Annotated in this window: 20 protein-coding genes (1 of these 20 cut by a window edge); all 20 read right to left on the reverse strand. The window is 54.3% G+C overall.

Features of this window, described 5'->3' with window-relative positions; translation table 11 throughout:
* Window positions 1-853 carry the 5' portion of an alkaline phosphatase family protein gene (locus tag BA6348_RS18715; RefSeq protein WP_007777614.1) on the reverse strand. Its footprint begins 632 nt before the window's first position, so 853 of the gene's 1,485 nt are visible here — the first part of the coding sequence; the start codon lies at window positions 851-853; the stop codon falls past the left edge of the window.
* 254 nt (window positions 854-1,107) lie between these two features.
* Window positions 1,108-2,607 carry a S41 family peptidase gene (locus tag BA6348_RS18720; RefSeq protein WP_005833027.1) on the reverse strand — a complete coding sequence of 500 codons (1,500 nt, stop codon included), beginning with the start codon at window positions 2,605-2,607 and terminating at the stop codon, window positions 1,108-1,110.
* A complete protein-coding gene (locus BA6348_RS18725) occupies window positions 2,604-4,604 on the reverse strand; it encodes an S-layer homology domain-containing protein (RefSeq protein ID WP_007777610.1) in 2,001 nt (666 codons plus the stop codon). Before BA6348_RS18725 ends, BA6348_RS18720 begins: the two co-directional genes overlap by 4 nt.
* A 58-nt stretch (window positions 4,605-4,662) precedes the next feature.
* A complete protein-coding gene (locus BA6348_RS18730; RefSeq protein ID WP_025844847.1) occupies window positions 4,663-5,778 on the reverse strand; it encodes a Nif3-like dinuclear metal center hexameric protein in 1,116 nt (371 codons plus the stop codon).
* On the reverse strand, window positions 5,754-6,488 hold the full coding sequence (locus BA6348_RS18735; protein ID WP_025844849.1) for a tRNA (adenine(22)-N(1))-methyltransferase: 735 nt from the start codon (window positions 6,486-6,488) through the stop codon (window positions 5,754-5,756). Before BA6348_RS18735 ends, BA6348_RS18730 begins: the two co-directional genes overlap by 25 nt.
* Before the next feature lie 141 nt (window positions 6,489-6,629).
* The gene (locus BA6348_RS18740) at window positions 6,630-7,769 is read right to left on the reverse strand and encodes an acyl-CoA dehydrogenase (RefSeq protein ID WP_005833035.1); all 1,140 of its coding nucleotides are present in this window, start codon (window positions 7,767-7,769) and stop codon (window positions 6,630-6,632) included.
* A gap of 139 nt (window positions 7,770-7,908) precedes the next feature.
* Window positions 7,909-8,073: a hypothetical protein gene (locus tag BA6348_RS26830; protein ID WP_005833036.1), complete on the reverse strand. Its 165-nt coding sequence runs from the start codon at window positions 8,071-8,073 to the stop codon at window positions 7,909-7,911.
* A 68-nt stretch (window positions 8,074-8,141) separates the two neighbouring features.
* Entirely contained in the window at window positions 8,142-9,074 is a 933-nt protein-coding gene (locus BA6348_RS18745) for a hypothetical protein (protein ID WP_005833038.1), read from the reverse strand.
* Between the two features lie 91 nt (window positions 9,075-9,165).
* Window positions 9,166-10,293, reverse strand: a complete 1,128-nt coding sequence (gene rpoD, locus BA6348_RS18750; protein ID WP_007777605.1) for an RNA polymerase sigma factor RpoD — start codon at window positions 10,291-10,293, stop codon at window positions 9,166-9,168.
* A 34-nt stretch (window positions 10,294-10,327) separates the two neighbouring features.
* Window positions 10,328-12,190, reverse strand: a complete 1,863-nt coding sequence (gene dnaG / locus BA6348_RS18755) for a DNA primase (protein WP_026558438.1) — start codon at window positions 12,188-12,190, stop codon at window positions 10,328-10,330.
* Window positions 12,191-12,391: 201 nt separating this feature from the next.
* Window positions 12,392-13,228, reverse strand: coding sequence for a pyruvate, water dikinase regulatory protein (locus BA6348_RS18760; protein ID WP_005833044.1), 837 nt, complete (start codon window positions 13,226-13,228; stop codon window positions 12,392-12,394).
* Window positions 13,229-13,239: 11 nt separating this feature from the next.
* Complete coding sequence (ccpN, locus tag BA6348_RS18765; protein ID WP_005833046.1) at window positions 13,240-13,884, reverse strand: transcriptional regulator CcpN; 645 nt, start codon at window positions 13,882-13,884, stop codon at window positions 13,240-13,242.
* Window positions 13,885-14,007: 123 nt separating this feature from the next.
* Complete coding sequence (glyS, locus tag BA6348_RS18770; RefSeq protein WP_007777600.1) at window positions 14,008-16,077, reverse strand: glycine--tRNA ligase subunit beta; 2,070 nt, start codon at window positions 16,075-16,077, stop codon at window positions 14,008-14,010.
* Window positions 16,070-16,999: a glycine--tRNA ligase subunit alpha gene (gene glyQ / locus BA6348_RS18775; protein ID WP_005833048.1), complete on the reverse strand. Its 930-nt coding sequence runs from the start codon at window positions 16,997-16,999 to the stop codon at window positions 16,070-16,072. The genes glyS and glyQ overlap by 8 nt, the downstream gene beginning before the upstream one ends.
* Window positions 17,000-17,290: 291 nt before the next feature.
* Window positions 17,291-18,064 carry a DNA repair protein RecO gene (gene recO / locus BA6348_RS18780; RefSeq protein ID WP_005833050.1) on the reverse strand — a complete coding sequence of 258 codons (774 nt, stop codon included), beginning with the start codon at window positions 18,062-18,064 and terminating at the stop codon, window positions 17,291-17,293.
* Window positions 18,055-18,210 carry a YqzL family protein gene (locus tag BA6348_RS18785; RefSeq protein ID WP_081414799.1) on the reverse strand — a complete coding sequence of 52 codons (156 nt, stop codon included), beginning with the start codon at window positions 18,208-18,210 and terminating at the stop codon, window positions 18,055-18,057. Before BA6348_RS18785 ends, recO begins: the two co-directional genes overlap by 10 nt.
* A 119-nt stretch (window positions 18,211-18,329) precedes the next feature.
* The gene (era, locus tag BA6348_RS18790) at window positions 18,330-19,247 is read right to left on the reverse strand and encodes a GTPase Era (protein ID WP_005833053.1); all 918 of its coding nucleotides are present in this window, start codon (window positions 19,245-19,247) and stop codon (window positions 18,330-18,332) included.
* On the reverse strand, window positions 19,240-19,638 hold the full coding sequence (gene cdd / locus BA6348_RS18795; RefSeq protein ID WP_005833055.1) for a cytidine deaminase: 399 nt from the start codon (window positions 19,636-19,638) through the stop codon (window positions 19,240-19,242). Before cdd ends, era begins: the two co-directional genes overlap by 8 nt.
* Before the next feature lie 176 nt (window positions 19,639-19,814).
* Complete coding sequence (locus tag BA6348_RS18800; protein ID WP_007777594.1) at window positions 19,815-20,186, reverse strand: diacylglycerol kinase family protein; 372 nt, start codon at window positions 20,184-20,186, stop codon at window positions 19,815-19,817.
* 9 nt (window positions 20,187-20,195) lie between these two features.
* Window positions 20,196-20,675: an rRNA maturation RNase YbeY gene (gene ybeY, locus BA6348_RS18805; RefSeq protein ID WP_005833060.1), complete on the reverse strand. Its 480-nt coding sequence runs from the start codon at window positions 20,673-20,675 to the stop codon at window positions 20,196-20,198.
* Between the last annotated feature and the right edge of the window lie 27 nt (window positions 20,676-20,702).

The raw sequence follows: 20,702 nt of genomic DNA on the forward strand, positions 1-20,702 counted from the left end.
GCTCTTCGCCTTCCCCGATTACCGTCTGGCCATGGTCCGAGATCAGGATGCAGACGTTTCGCTCCAGCATTTGCTCCCAGGAGGCGAAGCTGTCCAAAAAGCGCACGAGCTGCTTGTCTACATCGGCAAGGTGCTGGATAGCATTTTGCGGCGAAGCGTGGAGCTTGTGATCGTTTTCCGGGAGGTAGACCAAGGTAAAATGAGGCTGTTTGCCACTGCGAATGACTTCGATCAGGACGTCGATGGCGTACGTGTCGTTGATTCCGTAGCCTTCGAATACGGTCTGCGCCATATTCCACGTCACCGGACGGAATATGTCTGGCCGCACCAGCGTGCCTATGCTCATGATCGTCGGGCCGCTTACCGTCTCGCGAAGCTGAAAAGAGGTGATGGCGTCGAGCAGAGGCGGCATGTGCACCTTGTGCTGCTTATGGCCACGGTGGGCAATGACATTGATCGACCCCGACACGAGCTGGTGCTCTTCCAGCACCTCATGGATCGTCTTCACGTCTTTGCTAAGGTGGCGCTCGTTCAAGTCAAACAGCACGTTGGTTGCACATTGGGCAATGCCCAGCTTGCGCACCGGAACCGCGCCGTTAATGTAATTCACTATTTTTTTCTGCTCCGAATCGTACCAAACCAGTCCCGGAACTTTGTGCTGATCCGGGTACACGCCCGTTATCAGAGAGCAGTCGATCGAAGCCGTCATCGTCGGAAACACGGTCACGCAGTCCGGGATGTACTGGCTATGTTCCAGCAAAAAGCGCAAGCCCGGCGCTTTGTTTGCCGCAATGCAACGCTCCAGCACATCCGGCATCATGGAGTCGATCAAAAAAAGAAGTACCTTTTTCATCGGTCTGCCATCCTTCGTTCTTCATTAGTATCACCTGATAGTGTTCGGCTTCCAGCAGTCGACTATACTCCAAGCGAAAGAAAACTTCCCCCCTGGCTTTCCGCAAGCCCCGCTCGTATGCGAAAACGAAAGGCTTCGACCGTGTTTTTGGCGAAGCATCTTTGGAGGATAGCCCATGTCAAACAAAAAAGCCTCTGCCGGCACGTGGAATGGACAAATCCCACGGACAGCAGAGGCCTTCTCTTCTCTTTTCGTTAGGAAGTATAAGTCAGGACATGGAATCCATTTTTGCTTTGCACTTTCAAGGCAGAATGCTTATGCAAATAAGGCGAAAGCTCCACATACTCTTTTTCCCCGATCTCAGGATCTTTCAACAAGTGCGACAGGACAGCCGCCCTGATTTGCAATCCGTTGGTTCCTTGCTTGAAAAGCGGTTCCACGGTAGGAAACGGAATGCCGTTGATAACCGTATCGCCATCCTCATCGCTCAATTCCCACTGGCGAACATTCAGGGAGTGGAGAGCTTCGATCACTTGCGCCCCGTAATCCTCTACCAGTATGTCCGGCGTGAGTCCGATGTGATTGACGATCGTATGCTTGGGCGTGAAATACTCGTTCAGCGTCAGCTTCAACGCATCTCCCGCCGATAGCGGGATGACTTGCTGCGCGCTTCCTTTTCCGTACGTTTTAGTGCCGATCAGCTTGGCAATGCCGTGGTCGCGCAAGGCGCCAGACAAAAGCTCAGAGGCGGAGGCTGTTCCTCCATTCACCAAAATCCGCACCGGAACGTTGATATCCCGTCCGTTTCTCACCCATGTCTCCACTTCCACGCCATTGCGGTTCGTCGTGTACATGAGCAGGCCCTCTTCCATAAACAGGCTCGCGATGTCTCGCGCAGTCGCCAAATAGCCCCCGCCGTTGTCGCGCAAATCGAGCACAAGCCCGGTCAACGGTTTTGGTGAGCGAGCAAATTCCAGCAGCTTGTCGCGCATTTGCAAAGCGCCCTCGGAGCCAAATGTTTCGAGGCTGATGTAGCCAATGGACCCATCGGAAAAAAGCTGTCCTTCGGCTTCCGGAAGGGTCATCATCGCCCGTTTCAGCTTGACCTGAAGCTCGCGTTTTTCAGCGGGACGATAGACGGTCAGGACCGCTTCCGTTCCTTCCGCCCCTTTCAGGTAGGCGTACGACTCCTCGAAGCTTTTGCCCACAAGCGAAACCTCATTGACCTTTTGCAACTGGTCGCCGCGCTTGAGGACTGAGGCCGCAGCCGGGGAGCCGGGAACGATTTCGCGAATAATCAAATGATCGTTTTGCATCCGCAGACGAAAGCCGAACCCGACGAACTGATTCTCCACATCGGACTGGAACAGCCGCAGTTCGTCTGCTGTAAAAAAGACGCTGTGCGGATCATCGAGGGTCGAGAGCATGCCGTCGATCGCCCATACGTTCATCGAAGCCGCATCGAAGCCGCCTTTGCTTTGCCATTCCACAAGCCGCTGCTCCAGCTCGTCCCATGTGTCGTCCTCAGGAGAGACGGCAAGCTGCAGCTTTTTTCGTTCCTTTGCCTGCTCGCTGACCGCTTGCAGCGCGCCTTTTACCAACTGCGCCGCTTGCGGCTTGCTCAGATGACTTTCCATGACGTGATAAAACACTTCTTCTGTTTCCACGTACGGATTTTCTGCTGCCTGGACTGGCGCTTGCCATGCCGATACTGCCAACAGGGCAGCCGCTAGCCATTGACTAAACCGCTTCATGGAGTCACCCCTTTTCGCACTTCATCAGGAATTGATAGTTTCACGTTTGCGGCGTAATCGTACCGATCCGTACCGGAATACGCGACATATTCATCGCTGCTGTAAATCTCTTCATAGCGCCACGTATGCTTGACGACGCGATCGCTCGCCCGGTCAATGTAATACTTGTTCATGAACAGCGGCACGTGTTTGACTTTGCCGCGCTCAAGCATGAGCGAAGCGGATTTTTCTTCGAGAGCGGCACCGGGTATCCACTCCGTAATCACGTCAATCTCCCCGAACGACTGCTTGAAGTAGCGGGCATGCAAAGTTTTGGCACGTTCCGCTACCGGAAGGGCACTGACCCATTCATGCAAAAAGTCGAGCTTGTCCGTCTTGTGCTGCTCCCATTTTTGCGATTCGGAGTCGTAGGAGTATTGGATATGTTTGCGACCGTCTGTATAGGTAGACAGCTTGTCGGACACGAGCTTTTGCGGCGATTGGTAAAATCCGTTGAGCTTGCTGATCTGGCTGCGCTGGTCGATCTCCTGCGTGTACTTGAAGGTGAACCCGCTGAGCACCGCTTCGCCCTTGACCTGATAGGACTCCGTGCTGTCCAGGCGGCGCAGCGAATAGCCGAGGTCGCTCACAATCGCCGTTTGCTCCTGCAAGGAAGCCAGCTCCTGCTGCAAAAGCTTGCCGAGCTGCACCATCCGGGTGTCTGCGGCGTTCGGCTTGACCGTTGCCAGCAGCGCTGCCGCTTCTTCCAGCCGTCCATCCTGATGCAAATAGTAGCAGGCGTTGAGCAGCGCTTCCGGATTGGCGGCGGCAAACTGCTTGTAGCGGCTCAGCGCTTTTTCCGTCTGTCCGCTCCTGATTTCCAGAGCCCCCAGGTAGATGGCAAGCGCCTCCCATTCTTTTGAATCCGGTTTGACTTTTGCTTCATACGTGCTCAAACGGTCCAGCACCTTGGCGAATTGCTGCGGGTCGTTTGCCCCGAGCTGCAGCGCCAGGTCATATACATTGGCGCTCAACAGCCGCAGCGTATCCGGCGCGATGACCTTGTCGGCGAAATAAGCGTCGATAGCACTCATCGCTTCATCGAGGTTGGCGGAAATCTCCGTCTCCGGGTCCCAGCTCAAATAAAAATGCAGCCCGATCCGGTTGTCAAACGAGGTCCCCAACAGCTTGCGCAGCACCTGAAACGTCTGATCCGTGTCTTCGTGGTTGCGAATCGCGTCCACGGCCTCCACGTACGCCTTTTCCTCTGTTGTTGACCAAATCGTATACGTTGCAAAATAAGGGAAAAGCTCCTCAATCTCCGGAACCATCGGAAACTTTTGACCATCGTAGTCCAACAGCGGCAGGATCGTGTCCTGCACCAAATACGTAATCATGCGATCGGCTGCTGCCGCCGCCTCGCCCCGCTTCAGCTTGTCTGAGCGTTCGCCTTCCAGCCAGCCCCAAGCCTTGACTTCTTCCCACGCTTTTGCGCTGTCCGGCGACATCGTGAACATTTGCATGAGCTTTGCCGCTTCTTCGCGGGTGATCGGCTGGTTCGGGTTCATCGCCTCGCCGGGAAATACTTCCTGGATGGCATTCGGGCCGTACAGCCTGTCCAAAATGACTGACACGCGCAACGTCGGGTTGTACATCCACGTCAGCCGATCGACGTCTTTATAAGGAAGGTACGGCTCATCGAACCCTTCTCCTTTTGACCATTCGGCATGTTCGGATAAAAACGTCAGCGGATACAACTGATACTGCCCGCCGTTGTACAAGCGATCCATCAAGGCCACAAATTCGGCGCGGGTCATCTCCCGATTCGGGTAAAACATCGGCGCATCCGCACCCGCTGCAAACAGCCCTGCCTGTACACCGCGAATAATGGATGCTTTCGCCCAATGCGTGCCAATGTCTTTGTAAGGCAGAAAGCCCCCAGCCGCTGAAGCGACGCCGGGGGTGAGCAGAGCAGCGACAAGCAGTCCGCTAGATAGCGTTCGAATTAGTTTTTGCACACAAAATCCTCCTACACTTCAACTGGACGGCAACCGTTCTTTTTTGCCGACATGTTCCTTACACAAATTGAAACGGATCCGTGTGCACAGCAGAGGCGATGACTTCGGTTTCGTAGCCGTTTGCTTTCAACTGCTCCAGCAAGTATTCCGCCAGTTTTTGTTTCATGATCTTTTCGATATTGTGGCCCGCGTCAATGATGGAAAGCCCGTCGGCCTGCGCATCGTGTGCAGTATGGTAGCCGATGTCTCCCGTCAGGAACACATCTGCGCCTTTGAAAATCGCCTTGGAAGCGAACGAGCTGCCATCTCCGCCGACGACCGCTACTTTTTTGACCGTGGCATCCAGATCGCCTACCACGCGAAGCCCTTGCAGCGAAAAGCGCTCCTTGACCAACTCAGCCATTTCCCGCAGCGTCATGGGAGCAGGCAAGTAGCCAATGCGCCCGATTCCGTAAGCCTGGCCGGACTGTTCCAGGCTGATGATATCGTAGGCAACTTCTTCGTACGGATGAGCCGCGAGCATCGCTTTCAGCACCGCCGTTTGCTTGGAAGCCGGAATCACCATTTCGATGCGAACTTCCTCGACCGTCTCCAGCTTGCCTTGCGAACCGATATGCGGGTTGGTGCCTGCGCCCGGCAAAAAGGTTCCGGTTCCCTCCACCTGGAAGGAGCAGTGACTGTAGTTGCCGACATGCCCGGCACCCGCCTCAGACATGGCCTGGAAAACAGCGTCCTTGTGCGTGGCCGGTACGAAGACGACGAGCTTTTTCCACGCTTCTCGCTGCAGCACATCCAGCACGTCCACATCGACCAGCCCGATCGCTTCTGCCAGCCAGTCGTTCATGCCGCCCACCGCGACATCCAGATTCGTATGTGCCGTATAGACGGCAATGTCGTGCTTTATCAGCTTTTCAAAAACCCGTCCTGCTGCCAGATCGGTCCGCAAATGCTTGAGCGGGCGATAAATGACGGCGTGGTGTGCGACGATCAGGTCGACGCCTTCGGCAATCGCCTCGTCGACCACCGATTCGAGCACGTCGAGTGCGACCATCACTTTTTTCACTTTCTTTTGCAGCGTCCCGACATGAAGGCCGATTTTGTCGCCTTCCATCGCCAAAGCCTTTGGCGCCAAACGCTCTACGTACTGGATTACGGTTTGTCCGTGCGCAAGCATGCTATCACCTCATTGATCCATTTCACTTCTCGTTCGATTTCCGCAATTCGCTGGGCAGCTTCCGGCTTGTCCGAGCGCTGCAACTGGAGCAGGACCTTTTGCCATTTTTCAGCTTCGCTACTCCATTTTTCCAGGAGAATTTCTGATTTTTCTTCCCAGAGGAACGGACCGATCCTCAGGAGATCTTCTTGCGGACGATCTTTGTTTTCATAAGGAACAGTGGGAACGCCTCGTTCGGCCACCAAAATTTCGTAAATAATGCCGTCTTCCTTCAAAATGGTTTCGGCTACGAGCTGCCAGCCCTGATTCAACAGCCAGCGGCGCACCGCCTCTTCCCCGACATTCGGTTGCAGGATCAGGCGCTGTACGCCTTCCAGCTTGGGCAGTCCCGCCTCCAAAATGGAGACGATCAACTGTCCGCCCATTCCGGCGATGCAGACGACGTCGGCTTCGCCCGGTTCCAGCACGGCCAGTCCGTTTCCTTTTCTGACGGACGCGCGGTCTTTCACCTGCAAAGTATGTATTTGCTTTTTCGCTGCCTGAAAAGGTCCTTCGTTCAGCTCGCCGGCAATGACGAACGAGGCGATTCCTTTCACAAGCAAATAAGAAGCCAACAACGCATGATCCGACCCGATGTCGGCGACGCGGGCTCCTTCTGGACAGTAGCGGGCAATCGTTTGCAGCCGCTTGGAAATCGTTAATGATGTCATCTTTGTTTTCACCTTCCGTTGCCTCTATTCTACCCTATTTGGCAGCAATTGCGAAATGCAAATTACGTGACAACGCCCGCGCAAAGAACGACAAAATCCCCGCTGATCTGGCAGCGAGGATTCCAAATGTTCCAAAATTTGTTAGCAGCCGATTTCCCTGGCGATGACATTGCGCAAAATTTCCGAGGTGCCCTCGCCGATTTCCAAAAGACGCGCATCGCGGAAAAAGCGTTCCACCTGGTATTCGCGCATGTAGCCGTATCCGCCGTGGATTTGAATGGCCTGGTGAGTCGCGGACATGGCGACTTCCGAAGCGTACAGCTTCGCCATCGCGGCTTCTTTCGTAAATTTGCGCCCGTGGTCTTTGAGCCAGGCTGCCTTGTACACCATCGTCCGAGCCAGATCAATCTGCATGGCCATGTCAGCCAGCTTGTGCTGAATCGCCTGGAACTGACTCAAGGAATTGCCGAAAGCCGTGCGCTGCTTGGCGTATTGCAAGGCCTTGTCGTAAGCGGCCTGTGCGATTCCGACCGCCATCGCCCCGATGCCGATGCGCCCGCCATCAAGCGTAATGAGAAACTGCTTGAAGCCTTCGCCGCGTTTTCCGAGCATGTTTTCTTCCGGCACCCGGACATTTTCCAGCACCAGCTCTGTCGTATTGGAGCTGTGCAAGCCGAGCTTTTCGTAATTGGCCAGCACGGTAAAGCCCGGCGCATCGGTCGGGACGATAAAGGCGGAGATCCCTCTCGATCCTTTGTCTTTGTCCGTCACGGCGGTCAGGGCCAGAAACGACGCGTAAGAAGCGTTCGTAATAAAACATTTGGAGCCGTTGATGAGCCACTCCGAATCGGACAAGACGGCTGTCGTCTTCGTCCCGCCTGCATCCGAGCCGGCGTTTGGCTCCGTCAGGCCGAATGCCCCAAAGCTTTCACCGGAACAGATTTTGCTCAAATATTTTCGCTTTTGCTCTTCCGTGCCAAAAAGGTGCAGCGGAGCGCCGCCGAGCGAAATGTGCGCCGAATACGTAATGCCCGTCGAGCCGCAAGCACGGCTAAGCTCCTCGACAACGATGGCGAAGCTCGTGGAGTCAGATCCGCCGCCGCCGTACTCTTCCGGAAACGGCAAGCCCATCAGGTTCAGTTCGCTCATCTGCTTGAATATTTCGACAGGAAATTGCTTGGTGCGGTCACGTTCATCTGCGCCAGGTGCCACGACTTCATCGGCAAACTCCCGCATCATTTTTTTGAGCATTTGCTGCTCTACCGTCAGATCAAAATTCATCTTTTGCTACCCCCTTGAAAACGCTTTAGTAGTGAATGGGCAAGACTTGTACCGTTATGACTGAGCGTTTGTTCAGAATGCTCCTTCCATTATACACCATGAAAGGCTTGTTTGTGTGATTTCCGCAAAAAAAACACGCCTAACGTTGGCGTGCTCCCACGAGGATCGCTCCCAAAAAGGCCAGAGCGCCCAGTATGTACCCGATGCTGTATGTTTTGACTCCCATAAGCTGTGCAGCCGTCTCTCCACCCAAAAAGACGACAGCCAGCAAGATTCCGATCAATACTTTCCACTTGCTCTCCATTTCCCTCACCTCATTTTCTCTCTCCCCTCATTGTAGCAAATCGGACAGGCGAAAAAAATGGGGCTGCCTTACAGTCTGAGCCATGTGTACCAGTAGCCGCGCGTAAAGAAAAACAGCGCCGAGGCTAAAAACACCTTGATGAACAGCAGCAACTGGATCATGTCTCTTTTCGCTTCGGCAATATACAGCGCCTGAATCTCCGCGCCAAAAAAGGAGATGAGCCCGCACACTGCGAAAACCCCTGCCCACTTCGGGTTGCCGTTGTTCATTAAAAAGCCGAGTCCCGTCAAAAGGCAAGCGAGAGGCACCCAGTACAGCTCCGATTTCCACCACGTGTAGTCCTCCCCTACTCGCTGCACAGTCGCAAATCCGTACAGGAGCGCCAGGCCGAGCATCCCGCAATAAAGCAAGTAGGCGTAGCCAAACAGGAAAGCACTTACGCACAATAGCACGCAAATGAAGCCCAAATACAAGAGGACCAGCGGCATGGAACCGTTCAGCTTTTGAATGCAATATATTCCACCCGCAATTAACAGAATAAAGGAAATCATGAGAAACAAATGCGTCAATGGCGGGGCTTGGCGGCGAAAGCCGAGTCCTAGAATATAGAAAATGAGAGCGAAACAGGCAAAGATGGCAATTTGCATTGGGGTCGTAAAACGGTTAAAATGAAAAGCAAGTAAGATCAAACCAGCAATAACAAAGGCGCCAAGGAGCCAGGTCATCACCATTTTTCCCGTAATCGGAGCTACTTGTCTGGTTGCGTAGGCATAAGCGGTGGATGGTGACGAGTTGCCTGTCGCAACCCCTGCTCCCGTTCCCAACGTCGCATCCGTTCTCTTCTTTTCTCCCCTGCCCGCGGATGCCGTAGAACTCGTACTCGGCCGATCCCCTTCTGTGTACAGGTTTAACAGGAAAATGCAGTAATGTTCAGGCAGCAGGTGATTGCGCCGCCAGTTTTCAATTTCGGCTATGATGGTTCGCTTGCGCTGGTCGTCCAACGCGGCCCCTCCTTACTCGTGAAAGAAAATGATGGTGGAAAACGAAAAGCCTACGTCGGCTAAAACGTAGGCCTCATACTCCTTATATCGGCTATTCCAGGAAATCTTTTAAGCGTTTGCTTCGGCTTGGATGACGAAGTTTTCGCAGCGCTTTTGCTTCGATCTGACGAATGCGCTCGCGCGTTACGCCGAACACTTTGCCAACTTCTTCCAACGTGCGCGTGCGACCGTCGTCGAGGCCAAAACGCAGGCGAAGAACGTTTTCTTCCCGATCAGTCAAGGTGTCCAGAACGTCTTCGAGCTGCTCTTTCAACAGCTCATACGCCGCTGCATCCGAAGGCTCCAGCGCGTCCTGGTCCTCGATGAAATCGCCCAAGTGAGAGTCGTCTTCTTCCCCGATTGGCGTCTCCAAAGAAACAGGCTCTTGAGCAATCTTCATGATTTCTCGAACCTTTTCCGGGGTCAAATCCATTTTTTCCGCGATTTCCTCTGGCATCGGCTCGCGTCCTAGCTCCTGGAGAAGCTGCCTGGAAACGCGTATCAGCTTGTTGATCGTTTCCACCATATGCACCGGAATCCGAATGGTCCGCGCCTGGTCCGCAATTGCACGGGTAATGGCCTGGCGAATCCACCATGTCGCGTACGTACTGAACTTGTAGCCTTTGCGGTAGTCAAACTTTTCCACCGCTTTAATCAGACCCATGTTCCCTTCTTGAATCAGGTCGAGGAACAGCATGCCGCGGCCTACATAGCGCTTGGCAATCGAAACAACCAGTCGCAGGTTGGCCTCAGCCAGTCTTCTTTTCGCTTCCTCGTCACCCTGTTCAATGCGCTGCGCCAATTTAATCTCCTCTTCAGCGGAGAGCAGAGGAACACGACCAATTTCTTTCAAGTACATCCGTACAGGGTCATTGATCTTAATTCCAGGCGGAACGGAGAGATCGTCAAAGTCGAATTCTTCGTTGTCCTCGTCCTTCATAATCATTTCGTCGACTTCATCGTCGTCGTCGTTCTCGTTGTTGTTGATCTCGATACCTTGATCGCCCAGGTATTCGAAAAACTCATCCATCTGATCCGAATCCTGCTCGAAACCTGCCAGGCGATCCGTAATTTCCTTGTACGACAAAACGCCGCGTTTCTTGCCTAATTCGACCAACTGCTCCTTCACTTGTTCGATGGACATTGCTTCCATGTCAGAAGTGATATTTTGCTTGTTCATCTACTTTCCCTCCTTCCCCGGGAATGATCTGAAGCTACCCTTCTTTTAAAGCATTTTCCAATTCAAGAATCTTCATCCCTGTTAAGGCAGCTTGAATTTCCAGTTGTTTGCGCGCATCCTCGCTGTCCGCTGCGGCCGCTTGGAGGTGTAAGCTCCGCTGCTCTTCGCGCAATCGTTCCAACTCGGCACGCTTCGGGTAGTTATTCACTTGTTTGATGTAGTCACCGATCTCTAAATCAGATACGTCTTCCTTGCACTCCATCATGGCCAATCCCGAGGCTAATTGCTTTAACAAATCGTCTTGCACGTAATGTATGAACCCTCCAGGGTCTTCCGGGTTTCCCTCTGCGTAGTAGGCGTACAGGTAGGCAGCCAGCGCGTCGTGTTCGTCCACTTGAAAGTGGGCGCTGCATTCCTCCTGGACGCGGGCGGCTATTTCTTGATTCCGCATCATGTAGTACAGCAGCATGCGCTCAGCCGTATGGTAAGCGGGCGGCAGTGTTTTCGCGAGCGTAACTTTGCCATTATTTATACTATTATTCCATGCTGGCGACACTTTATCCCTTTGCCGTTCACTTTTTTGCTGTTTGTAAACGCGCTTGGCCTCCCACTTGAGATCGCTGAGCGTCAGGGAGTATTCATCCGCCAATTGCCGCAAATACATATCCCGTTCGACCGGGCTTTCCAGCTCGTTAATGATTTCAACGGCCTTGGCAATCAAGCGGGCCTTGTCCGTCTCATCATTTATTACGATCTGGCTGCGTAAATGTTTCAAGCGAAAAGCCGTAATCGGCATCGCCTGCAGCAAAACCTGCTGAGAAAAGGCTTCAGCTCCGTACTGGCGGATGTAATCATCGGGGTCGACTCCCTGCGGCAAAGGAGCTACCCGAACGATGAGACCAGCCTGCTGCAGTATGTGGATCGCCTTGCTTGTCGCCTCCTGACCGGCAGCGTCTCCGTCATAGCAAAGCACAACCGAATCGACATTGCGCCGAATCATTCTGGCCTGCTGCTCCGTCAGGGCGGTGCCCAGCGTGGCGATTCCTTGGGGAAAACCCGCCTGCCATGCCGAGATGACATCGACATATCCTTCAAACAACAGTGCCTGCTTCCTCTTTCTAATATATGGACGGGCACGGTGAAGGTTGAACAGGGTAGCGCTTTTGTTAAACAAAAGGCTTTCCGGGCTGTTTAAATACTTGGGTTGAGACTTCGGCTTTGAGCCGTCCAACAGGCGGCCGCCGAATCCGATGACATTTCCCTGGGTGTCGTGGATGGGGAACATGATCCGTCCCCGAAAGCGATCGAATACTTTTCCTCCATCGCTTTTCGCCAAGAGTCCGGCCTCCACCATCAACTCCTGGGAAAACTCCCGCTTTTTTAAAAACTGCGTCACAAAATCCCAGGAATCGGGCGCAAAGCCGATCTGAAACTCGGCAATCGTCTGCATAGACACTCCGCGCCGTTCGAGGTACTTCATCGCCTCCACGCCATATGGCGTCTCCGTCAGCACGTAGTGGTACAGCTTTGACACAAGCTGATGCGCTTCCTGCATGGCTTGCTTGGCGCGTTTTTCAGGAGATTCCTCTACTTGCTGTGTCTTGGGCATCTCGATCCCGGCACGCTCCGCCAATTTGTGCAGTGCCTCTGGGAACGTCAGTTGCTCCAGTTTCATTAAAAAGGAAAAGACATCCCCACCTGCCCCGCAGCCAAAGCAATGGAAAAACTGTCGCTCTGCATTCACATTGAAGGAAGGGCTCTTTTCAGAGTGAAACGGACATAGACCGAGAAAGGCACGACCGCTTTTTCTCAGTTGAACGTACTCTCCTACAACGTCTACGATGTCGACAGCGGCACGCACTTGATTCACAAATTCATCTGAAGTGGGACCTGTCATGTCTTTCCACCTTTTTAGGAGAATCGCACGATGAGATTATTTAGTTCGTCAAAATTCGTCAAATTCCTTCTTTGTCTCGAACTTCTTTTCTTCTTTTCTACTTTTCCACATTTCCGCAAGCAATAAACGCTGTTGCGCTCCATGTATGAAAAGCTTTCGCTACTCGTTTTCTACAAAAGTCGCCAAATCCCTTCTTTTGGCCTATTTTCTTTCGTTGCGGAGGTTGTTTTTGCGAATCATCTCCAAAATGATGTTGGCCGTTTCCTCCACAGCCTTGTTCGACACGTCGATCACCTTACAGCCCAGACGGTCGATAATCCGCTTGGAGTAGGCCAGCTCTTCCGCAATCCGGTCGAGATTGGCGTAGTTGGCTTGCGCCGTCAATCCGAGCGCTTTCAGTCGCTCGGTGCGGATGCCGTTCAACTGCTCCGGATTAATGGTCAACCCGACACACCGTTCTGGCGGGAGCTGGAACAGCTCTTCCGGCGGCTCCACCTCCGGAACGAGGGGAACATTCGCCACTTTCAGGCGCTTGTTCGCCAAGTACATGGAGAGCGGTGTCTTGGAGGTGCGCGATACCCCGATCAAAACGACGTCCGCGCGCAAAAGCCCGCGCGGGTCGCGGCCGTCGTCGTATTTGACGGCGAACTCGATCGCGTCCACCTTGCGGAAGTACTCCTCGTCCAGTCGACGCACAAGCCCTGGCTTGCCTGTCGGCGGCTCCTTGAGCATGCCCTGTAGCGTGTGCATGAGCGGGCCCATCACATCAATCGCAGGAATGCCGTGCAAGGCCGCTTGCTGGGTAATGTACGCGTTCAGCTCCGGGATTACCAGAGTAAAAACGATCATCGCTTTCGATTCCTTGGCGGAAGCGATGATTTCGTCGATGGATTCCTTGTCTTCTATGTAGGGATACTTTTGCACATCAAACAAAAAACGGTCAAATTGGCTGGCTCCAGCGCGAACGACCAGCTCGGCCGTTTCGCCGATGGAGTCTGAGACCACGTAGATGAGCTGTCCTTGTTGGTTACCTTGCATCCATTCTCCTCCTACACTTTCGGCTCGCTGCCCAGTTCTACAAATGCTTTGGCGATCGTCGTCTTCGTAACCCGTCCCATCAACTCCATCTGCTTCGGATCTTCGTCACTGGGTCGCACGACAGGCAAGGAATCGATCTGGAAATCAATCAGCTTTTTCGCTGCCGCGTACAAGGTTTCCTCTGGCCCGCAGGTGATGATGTTCGGCATCCGCGACATGATGATGCTGACTGGCACATCCTCCAGCGTCTTGTTGCCGAGGGAAGCGCGCAAAAGGTCCTTGCGTGAGATGACGCCAGCTAAATACCCTTTTTGGTTGACAACGAACAACGTCCCGACATCCTCCAGAAAGAGGGTCACGATGGCATCGTAAGCGGAGGCGGACTCGGAAACTACGATTGGCACTGCCTTGTAGTCATTGACAATAAGCTTGTGAAGCCGTTCACTAATGACGGAGCTTGCAGGTCGGCCGGCATAAAAATACCCGACCCGAGGTCTGGCTTCTAAATATCCTGACATCGTGAGGATGGAAAGATCAGGGCGCAACGTAGCGCGAGTCAGATTGAGACGCTCCGCGATATGCTCCCCTGTAATCGGTCCGTCATCCTTCACTATCTGTAAGATCTGCTCTTGACGCTTGGTAAGCTCGATGACCAATCACCCCGGTTCTGTCTTTACCTCTTCCTAGTATTACTCTATTCGACCGGATATTCCTTCTTTCGCGCGGAAAAAAGGTGCCCCCGTCTCATTTTAAGACGGAGGCACCAGCCTATTTGTTTTTTACGCAAACACAATTTTTGCAAAGTCGGCGTAGCCGTTCAAAAGACGGGAGATGCGAAGCAGCAAGCCCAGGCGATTGGCGCGAACCGCCTGATCTTCCGCCATGACCATCACCTTGTCGAAAAAGCCTTGAATCGGCTCGCGCAGCGTGGAGAGCGTCGCCAAAATTTTCTCCTGATCGGCGAGTCCCTGCACTTCGCTTTCGACGGACTGGTAAGACTGATACAGGTTGCGCTCGGCTTCTTCGGCAAACAGCGCTTCGTCCACGCTGTCCGCTTCCGCTTTTTGCGCCAGGTTGTTCACCCGGTTAAACTGCTCGACGATCAGCTTGAAGTCTTCGGCCGAGACAGTCGCCATCAATGCCTTCGCTTTTGCCAGCACGTCAGGCACCCGCGTCAAATCTGCGCTCAGCACGGCATCCACCACATCGTAGCGGACTCCGTTTTCCTGCAGGACGTTTTTCAGGCGCAGAGCGAAGAAGTCGACCAAGTCCTTTTTCACTTCTTCCACGGTACGTTTGCTTACGCCCTGTGCCGCATAGCCTTCCAGCGCCGCATCCCACAGTTCGTCCAAAGACAGTTGCCAGTTGCGTTCCAGCAAAATGGCGACGATTCCCGCCGCCATCCGGCGCAGGCCGTACGGGTCTTGGGAGCCTGTCGGCACGATGCCGATGGAGAAGCAGCCGACGATCGTGTCGAGCTTGTCAGCCATGCTCGCGATCGCGCCTTGGGCAGAGGCAGGCATGAGGTCCCCGGCAAAGCGCGGCAAGTAGTGCTCGAACACGCCGCGCGCCACGAGGTCGGACTCGCCTGCCTTGCGGGCGTAATCTTCACCCATGATGCCTTGCAGCTCAGGAAACTCGCCGACCATGTTCGTCACGAGGTCAAACTTGGCGATTTCGGCGATGCGGTCTACTTGCTTGGCTTCTTCGGCAGTGACGCCGAGCTTGCTTGCGATCAGTCCCGCCGTCTTGCGGACGCGGCGCACCTTGTCGCCGATCGTTCCCAGCTCTTCATGGAACACGATCGTCTCCAGGCGCTTCAGGCAGCTTTCGATGGACAGCTTCTGGTCCTCTACATAGAAGAAGCGGGCGTCAGAGAGACGGGCACGCAACACTTTTTCGTTTCCTTTTGCGACGTTCTCCAGCGCGCGGCTGTCGCCGTTGCGCACGGTGACAAAGTGGTTGAGCAGTTGGCCTTGCGCGTTTTCCACCGGGAAGTAGCGCTGATGCTCGCGCATGGAGGTGACCAGAACCTCACGCGGAATCGTCAAAAACTCCGCTTCGAACGTGCCGTAGAGTGCGGTCGGATACTCCACGAGGTGAACGACTTCATCGAGCAGCCCCTCATCCATCGGAATCGTCCAGCCGTGCTCCTGCTCCATACGGCGGATTTGCTCCACGATCAACGCCCGGCGCTCTTCCGGATTGACAATGACGTGCTGCTCGGCCAGCTTGCTCACGTACTCGCCCGGGTTGTTCAACGTCACTTCTGTGCCCAGGAAGCGATGGCCGCGGGAGACGCGACCGCTTTTGACGCCTGCGATTTCCAGGTCAATCAGCTCTTCGCCAAACAGGGCAACGAGCCAGCGAATCGGACGAACGTATTTCAAATCTCTTGCGCCCCAGCGCATGTTTTTCGGGAAGCTCATGCCCGCGATCACATCGGCGAGCTGCGGCAAAATTTCCGTCGTCGCCTTGCCTGCCTCCGCTTTTCTTGCATGTACATACTCCACGCCGTTTACTTCCTTGAAGTACAGGTCGTTCGGGTCGACGTTGTTGCTGCGCGCAAAGCCGAGCGCTGCCTTGGTCCAGTTGCCCGCTTCGTCCTGGGCGATTTTTTTGGCCGGACCTTTCGCTTCATCGTTGCGATCCGGCTGCTTTTCCGCAAGGCCGTGGATCAGCAAGGCAAAGCGGCGCGGCGTTTCCAGCGCCGTAATCTGGTCAAATGGCACGCGTTCTGCCGTCAGCCATTTTTCCACTTTTTCCTTGAATTGCGATGCTGCCAGTGCCACAAACCGCGCTGGCATTTCTTCCAGACCAACTTCTACGAGCAAATCGCGTTTACTCATTTGTATCCTCTCCCTTCACCTGTGCCGTCTGTTCCTCTTGTCCGCCTGCTTTTTTCAGCAGCGGGAAGCCGAGACGCTCGCGCTCCGCGTAGTACGTTTGCGCTACTTCACGCGACAGATTGCGGACGCGGGCGATATAGCCTGTACGCTCGGTCACGCTGATCGCGCCGCGGGCGTCCAACAGATTGAACGTGTGCGAGCATTTCAGCACATAGTCGTACGCCGGGTAGACGAGACGCTCCTTCATCAGTCGTTTTGCCTCTGCTTCGTACGTGTTGTAGAGGGTAAACAGCATGTCTGTGTCAGACAGCTCGAACGTGTATTTGGAGTGTTCGTACTCCGGCTGCAGGAACACGTCTCCATACGTGAAGCCGTTGCACCATTCCAGGTCGAACACGTTTTCTTTTTCCTGAATGTAGGAAGCCAGCCGCTCCAAGCCGTACGTCAGCTCGACCGCTACCGGCTTGCACTCCAGGCCGCCCACTTGCTGGAAGTAGGTGAACTGGGTGATTTCCATGCCGTCCAGCCAAACTTCCCAGCCGAGCCCCCACGCGCCCAGACCCGGGTGCTCCCAGTTGTCCTCCACGAAGCGGATGTCGTGCTCCAACGGCTCGATGCCGAGCTCACGCAGACTTTCCAGATACAGCTCCTGGATGTTGTCCGGCGACGGCTTCATGATGACCTGGAACTGGTGGTGCTGGTACAGGCGGTTCGGGTTTTCGCCGTAGCGGCCATCCGCCGGGCGACGGGAAGGCTCCACATAAGCGACATTCCACGGCTCAGGGCCGATGGAGCGCAAAAATGTCATCGGGTTGAGTGTCCCCGCCCCTTTTTCCACGTCGTACGGCTGCACGATCAGGCAATTTTGCTTCGCCCAAAAGTTTTGCAGCGTCAAAATGATGTCTTGAAATGTCATTTTCATGCTTTTTCCTCCTCCAAAAATAAAAACCTCCCGCCCGCTACACTGTCGCAAAAAGCAACAGTGTAGGGACGAGAGGATTCTCGCGGTTCCACCCTACTTGGCGAAAAAGTTCTTCGCCCACCTTGTCAAGATCAAATTGCTCCGGAACGCCCTTCATCAGCATGGTGACCGGGCTTGCACCGTCCCCGGTTCGCTACTGGCACACAGTGGCCGACTACTCTTTTCCTTCATGGCAACATTTCGATATGTAAGTTTGCTACCTATCATAGCGAAAAGAAAATCGGATGTCAATCAGTCGCTGTCCGGCTGCGCCATCCTTTCCATTCGCTCAAGCTGTTCCAGAAAGGCGCGACTTTTCAGCCGCAGATCGAGATGCTCATCCATGAAGCTGCGGATGACATGCTTGAGCTGGCTGCGCGTCGCCGGCTTCACCTCGATATCGCCGAGCCGCTCCAAATCAAAGACCTGGAACAGCCGCAAAAGCTTCCAGGTAGAGGGCGTAACCGCCAAAGCATACGGATCAAAAGGCTGACAGGACGGACACAACAGTCCCCCCTGCGACACGCTGATCGCGTACGGCTCCCGCTGCTGTCCGCAGTTCGCGCAAGCTGACAACTGCGGGGAGATTCCGGCCACGCTCAACATCTTCATCTCGAAAATGCGGCAAAGAATTTCCGGGTCCACCCCTTCATCCAAGTAGCGAAACGTCTGAAGGAGCAACTGGAACAAAAAAGGATTCGGCTCCCTCTCGTGTGTCAATCGATCCAAAAGCTCCGCTATGTAAGCGGCATAAGCCGTCGCCGTGAGGCCCTGCCGCATATCCCGAAACGAATCCAGTATGTCCCCCTGTGACAAATCAGGCATTCCTGCTCCGGGTCCTGCTTTGCACAGAAAGTAGCCGTGCGAAAACAACTGGGAGACGGCGGCAAGACGGCTCTTGGTCTTTTTTGCACCGCGCGCCATCACGCCAAGCTTGCCGTTCTCCCGGGTAAACAACGTCACCACTTTGCTGGACTCGCCGTAGTCCACGCTGCGAATGACAATCCCTTCCCACTTTACAAGCATGCCTGCGAGTCACCCAATTCTTCCTGGGCGAGATCAAGCAGCGCGTCTTCCGAGGAGCCGTCTGCCTGATGGTGATCGCGGTAGAGAAGGTAAGCATGGATGTCACCGGTTGAAGCGAAAACTCTCCAAGAAAAGTCACGAAGCATGGAGCATCATCCTTTCCTGTATCGGGTCTCTCCACTTCCTTCTTAGAATCACCTGCGCCCGTTATTCTATGCCTTGGAAAAATTAACACGAATGAAAACGAAGGACACTGACCCGGCTGTTATTCCTCGTCAAAAAAGCCGAAGTTGCGCAACATGCGCTCCTGGTTGCGCCAGTCCTTTTTCACCTTGATCCACAGCTCCAAAAACACTTGATCGCCCATCAAACGCTCGATGTCCTTACGCGCCCGTCGGCCGATCTCTTTGAGCATCTGGCCTTTTTGCCCGATCAAAATGCCGCGCTGCGAATCGCGCTCGACGTAGATCGCAGCGTAAATGTACAGCGTTTTCCCGTTTTCGCCGCGCTTCATTTCTTCCACGACGACGGCGATCGAGTGCGGCACTTCCTCGCGTGTCAGGTGCAGCACTTTTTCCCGAATCAGCTCCGCTACGACAAAGCGCTCCGGGTGATCGGTCACCTGGTCGGCCGGGTAGAACATCGGGCCTTCTTCCATTTCGCCCATGATCGCTTCGGTCAACGAACTGGTGTTGTTGCCCTGAAGCGCCGAGATCGGAACGATCTGCTTGAAATCGTACAGCTTGCGGTAGTCGTCGATGATCGGCAGCAAAGCTTCCGGATGCACCTTGTCGATTTTGTTGATGACCAAAAATACCGGGGTCTTGACTTGCTTCAGCCGCTCGATGATGTAGTCGTCACCTGCGCCGCGCTTTTCGGTCGCGTCGACGACAAACAGCACGAGATCGACTTCGTTCAGCGTGTTTTCCGCAACCGAAACCATGTAGTTACCGAGCTTGGATTGCGGCTTGTGAATGCCCGGCGTATCGAGGAAGATGATCTGCCCGTCTTCCGTCGTATGCACGGCGGTAATTTTGTTGCGCGTCGTTTGCGGCTTGTTCGACATGATCGCGATCTTGTGGCCGACGATGTGATTCAAGAGCGTCGATTTGCCCACGTTCGGTCTGCCGACAATCGAAACAAACCCTGATTTGAATGACTTTTTGGTCTTGCGGTTATCCACGTAAATCCTCCTTGGAAAATGCCCCTGGCAACAGGGCAGATACTGTCGTTTCCTCCACGTCCCCTTTGAGGTTGGTCAAATACACCGGCATGTCCTGCGGGCACAGCTCGGCGATCACCTGACGGCAAGCGCCGCACGGAGACACCGGCCCCGGCGTATCTGCTGCCACCGCCAGCGCCTTGTAGGTGCGATCCCGCTCGGAAAACGCCTTGAACAGGGCGGTACGCTCCGCGCAGTTGCACAGCGAGTACGCGGCATTTTCGATGTTGCCGCCCAAGTAAACATTGCCGCTCTCGCACAGCAGCGCAGCTCCTACCTGAAACTTGGAGTACGGCACGTACGCCAGCTCCCTTGCTTCGATGGCTTTCGCCAGTAACGCTTGTTTATCCATTCTCATCATTCCTCTTATACGTAGTCTCTACCACGATTTTTCGCGAACCGGAAAAAACGCGCCTGCCCCTGACGAAGAGACGCCAAGAGACCAGACTTCATGGCCTCCCAAAAAGGCTCGTCCGGTCAGTCGTCTATTCGGGGCCTGTCAAACGTCCGGCTGGGACATGCCGCAGGCTAGCCCGCTATTTTTTGCAGCAAAGGCGGCCCGAAGACAGCCATGCCGATAATGACAGACAAAATCGCCGCCACCAGCACAGCCCCTGCGCACGCGTCTTTGGCGATTTTCGCTTTTTCGTGCCAGTCTGGAGAGGCGAGGTCGACGACTGCCTCTACAGCCGTATTCGCCAGCTCCAGCGAAAAGACAAGGCCGATAGAAAAAAAGACCAGCAAAACATCGCTGCGCGGGATGTGCAGCCACCAGGCCGCCGCCAGTACGATTACAGCAGCGGCTACGTGGATTTGCATGTTTCGCTGTGTCTTTACGGTGTGCCCGATTCCTTGCAAGGCGTAGCCGAAGCTTTTCGCCATTCTCCGGAATTCCTTCAACGTGATCTCCTACCTCGTCAAGCCGATTTGCTCCAATACTTTTTCTTGACGGGAAAACATTTCTTTCTCCTCTTCCGGCGTACCGTGATCGTAGCCGAGCAGATGGAGAAAGCCATGCACAGCGAGAAAGCCCAGCTCTCTTTCGAAGGAGTGGCCGTAATCCTCAGCTTGCTCACGCGCTTTTTGCACGGAGATGATAATGTCTCCAAGCATATTTGGAACTTCGTCCGCTTCGCTCTCGTCGAAGAAGATTTCCATTTCGCCCTCACCCGGTTCGTTCATGGCGAAAGACAAAACGTCTGTCGGACGATCCACGCCGCGATAGTCGCGGTTCAGCTCGTGAATCCGCTCGTTGGTGACCAGCGTAACGACTACTTCTCCCTGTACGTCCTCCAGCTTTGCGCATGCTTCGAGACAGTCGGTCAGCAGTTTTTGCAGGCTTTCATCAAGCGGTTCGATTTCTTCATGGAGGATTTCTACAGATAGCACAGATGAACAATCTCCTTTTTTTTGCAA

The organism is Brevibacillus agri (genome assembly GCF_004117055.1).
Classification (GTDB): domain Bacteria; phylum Bacillota; class Bacilli; order Brevibacillales; family Brevibacillaceae; genus Brevibacillus; species Brevibacillus agri.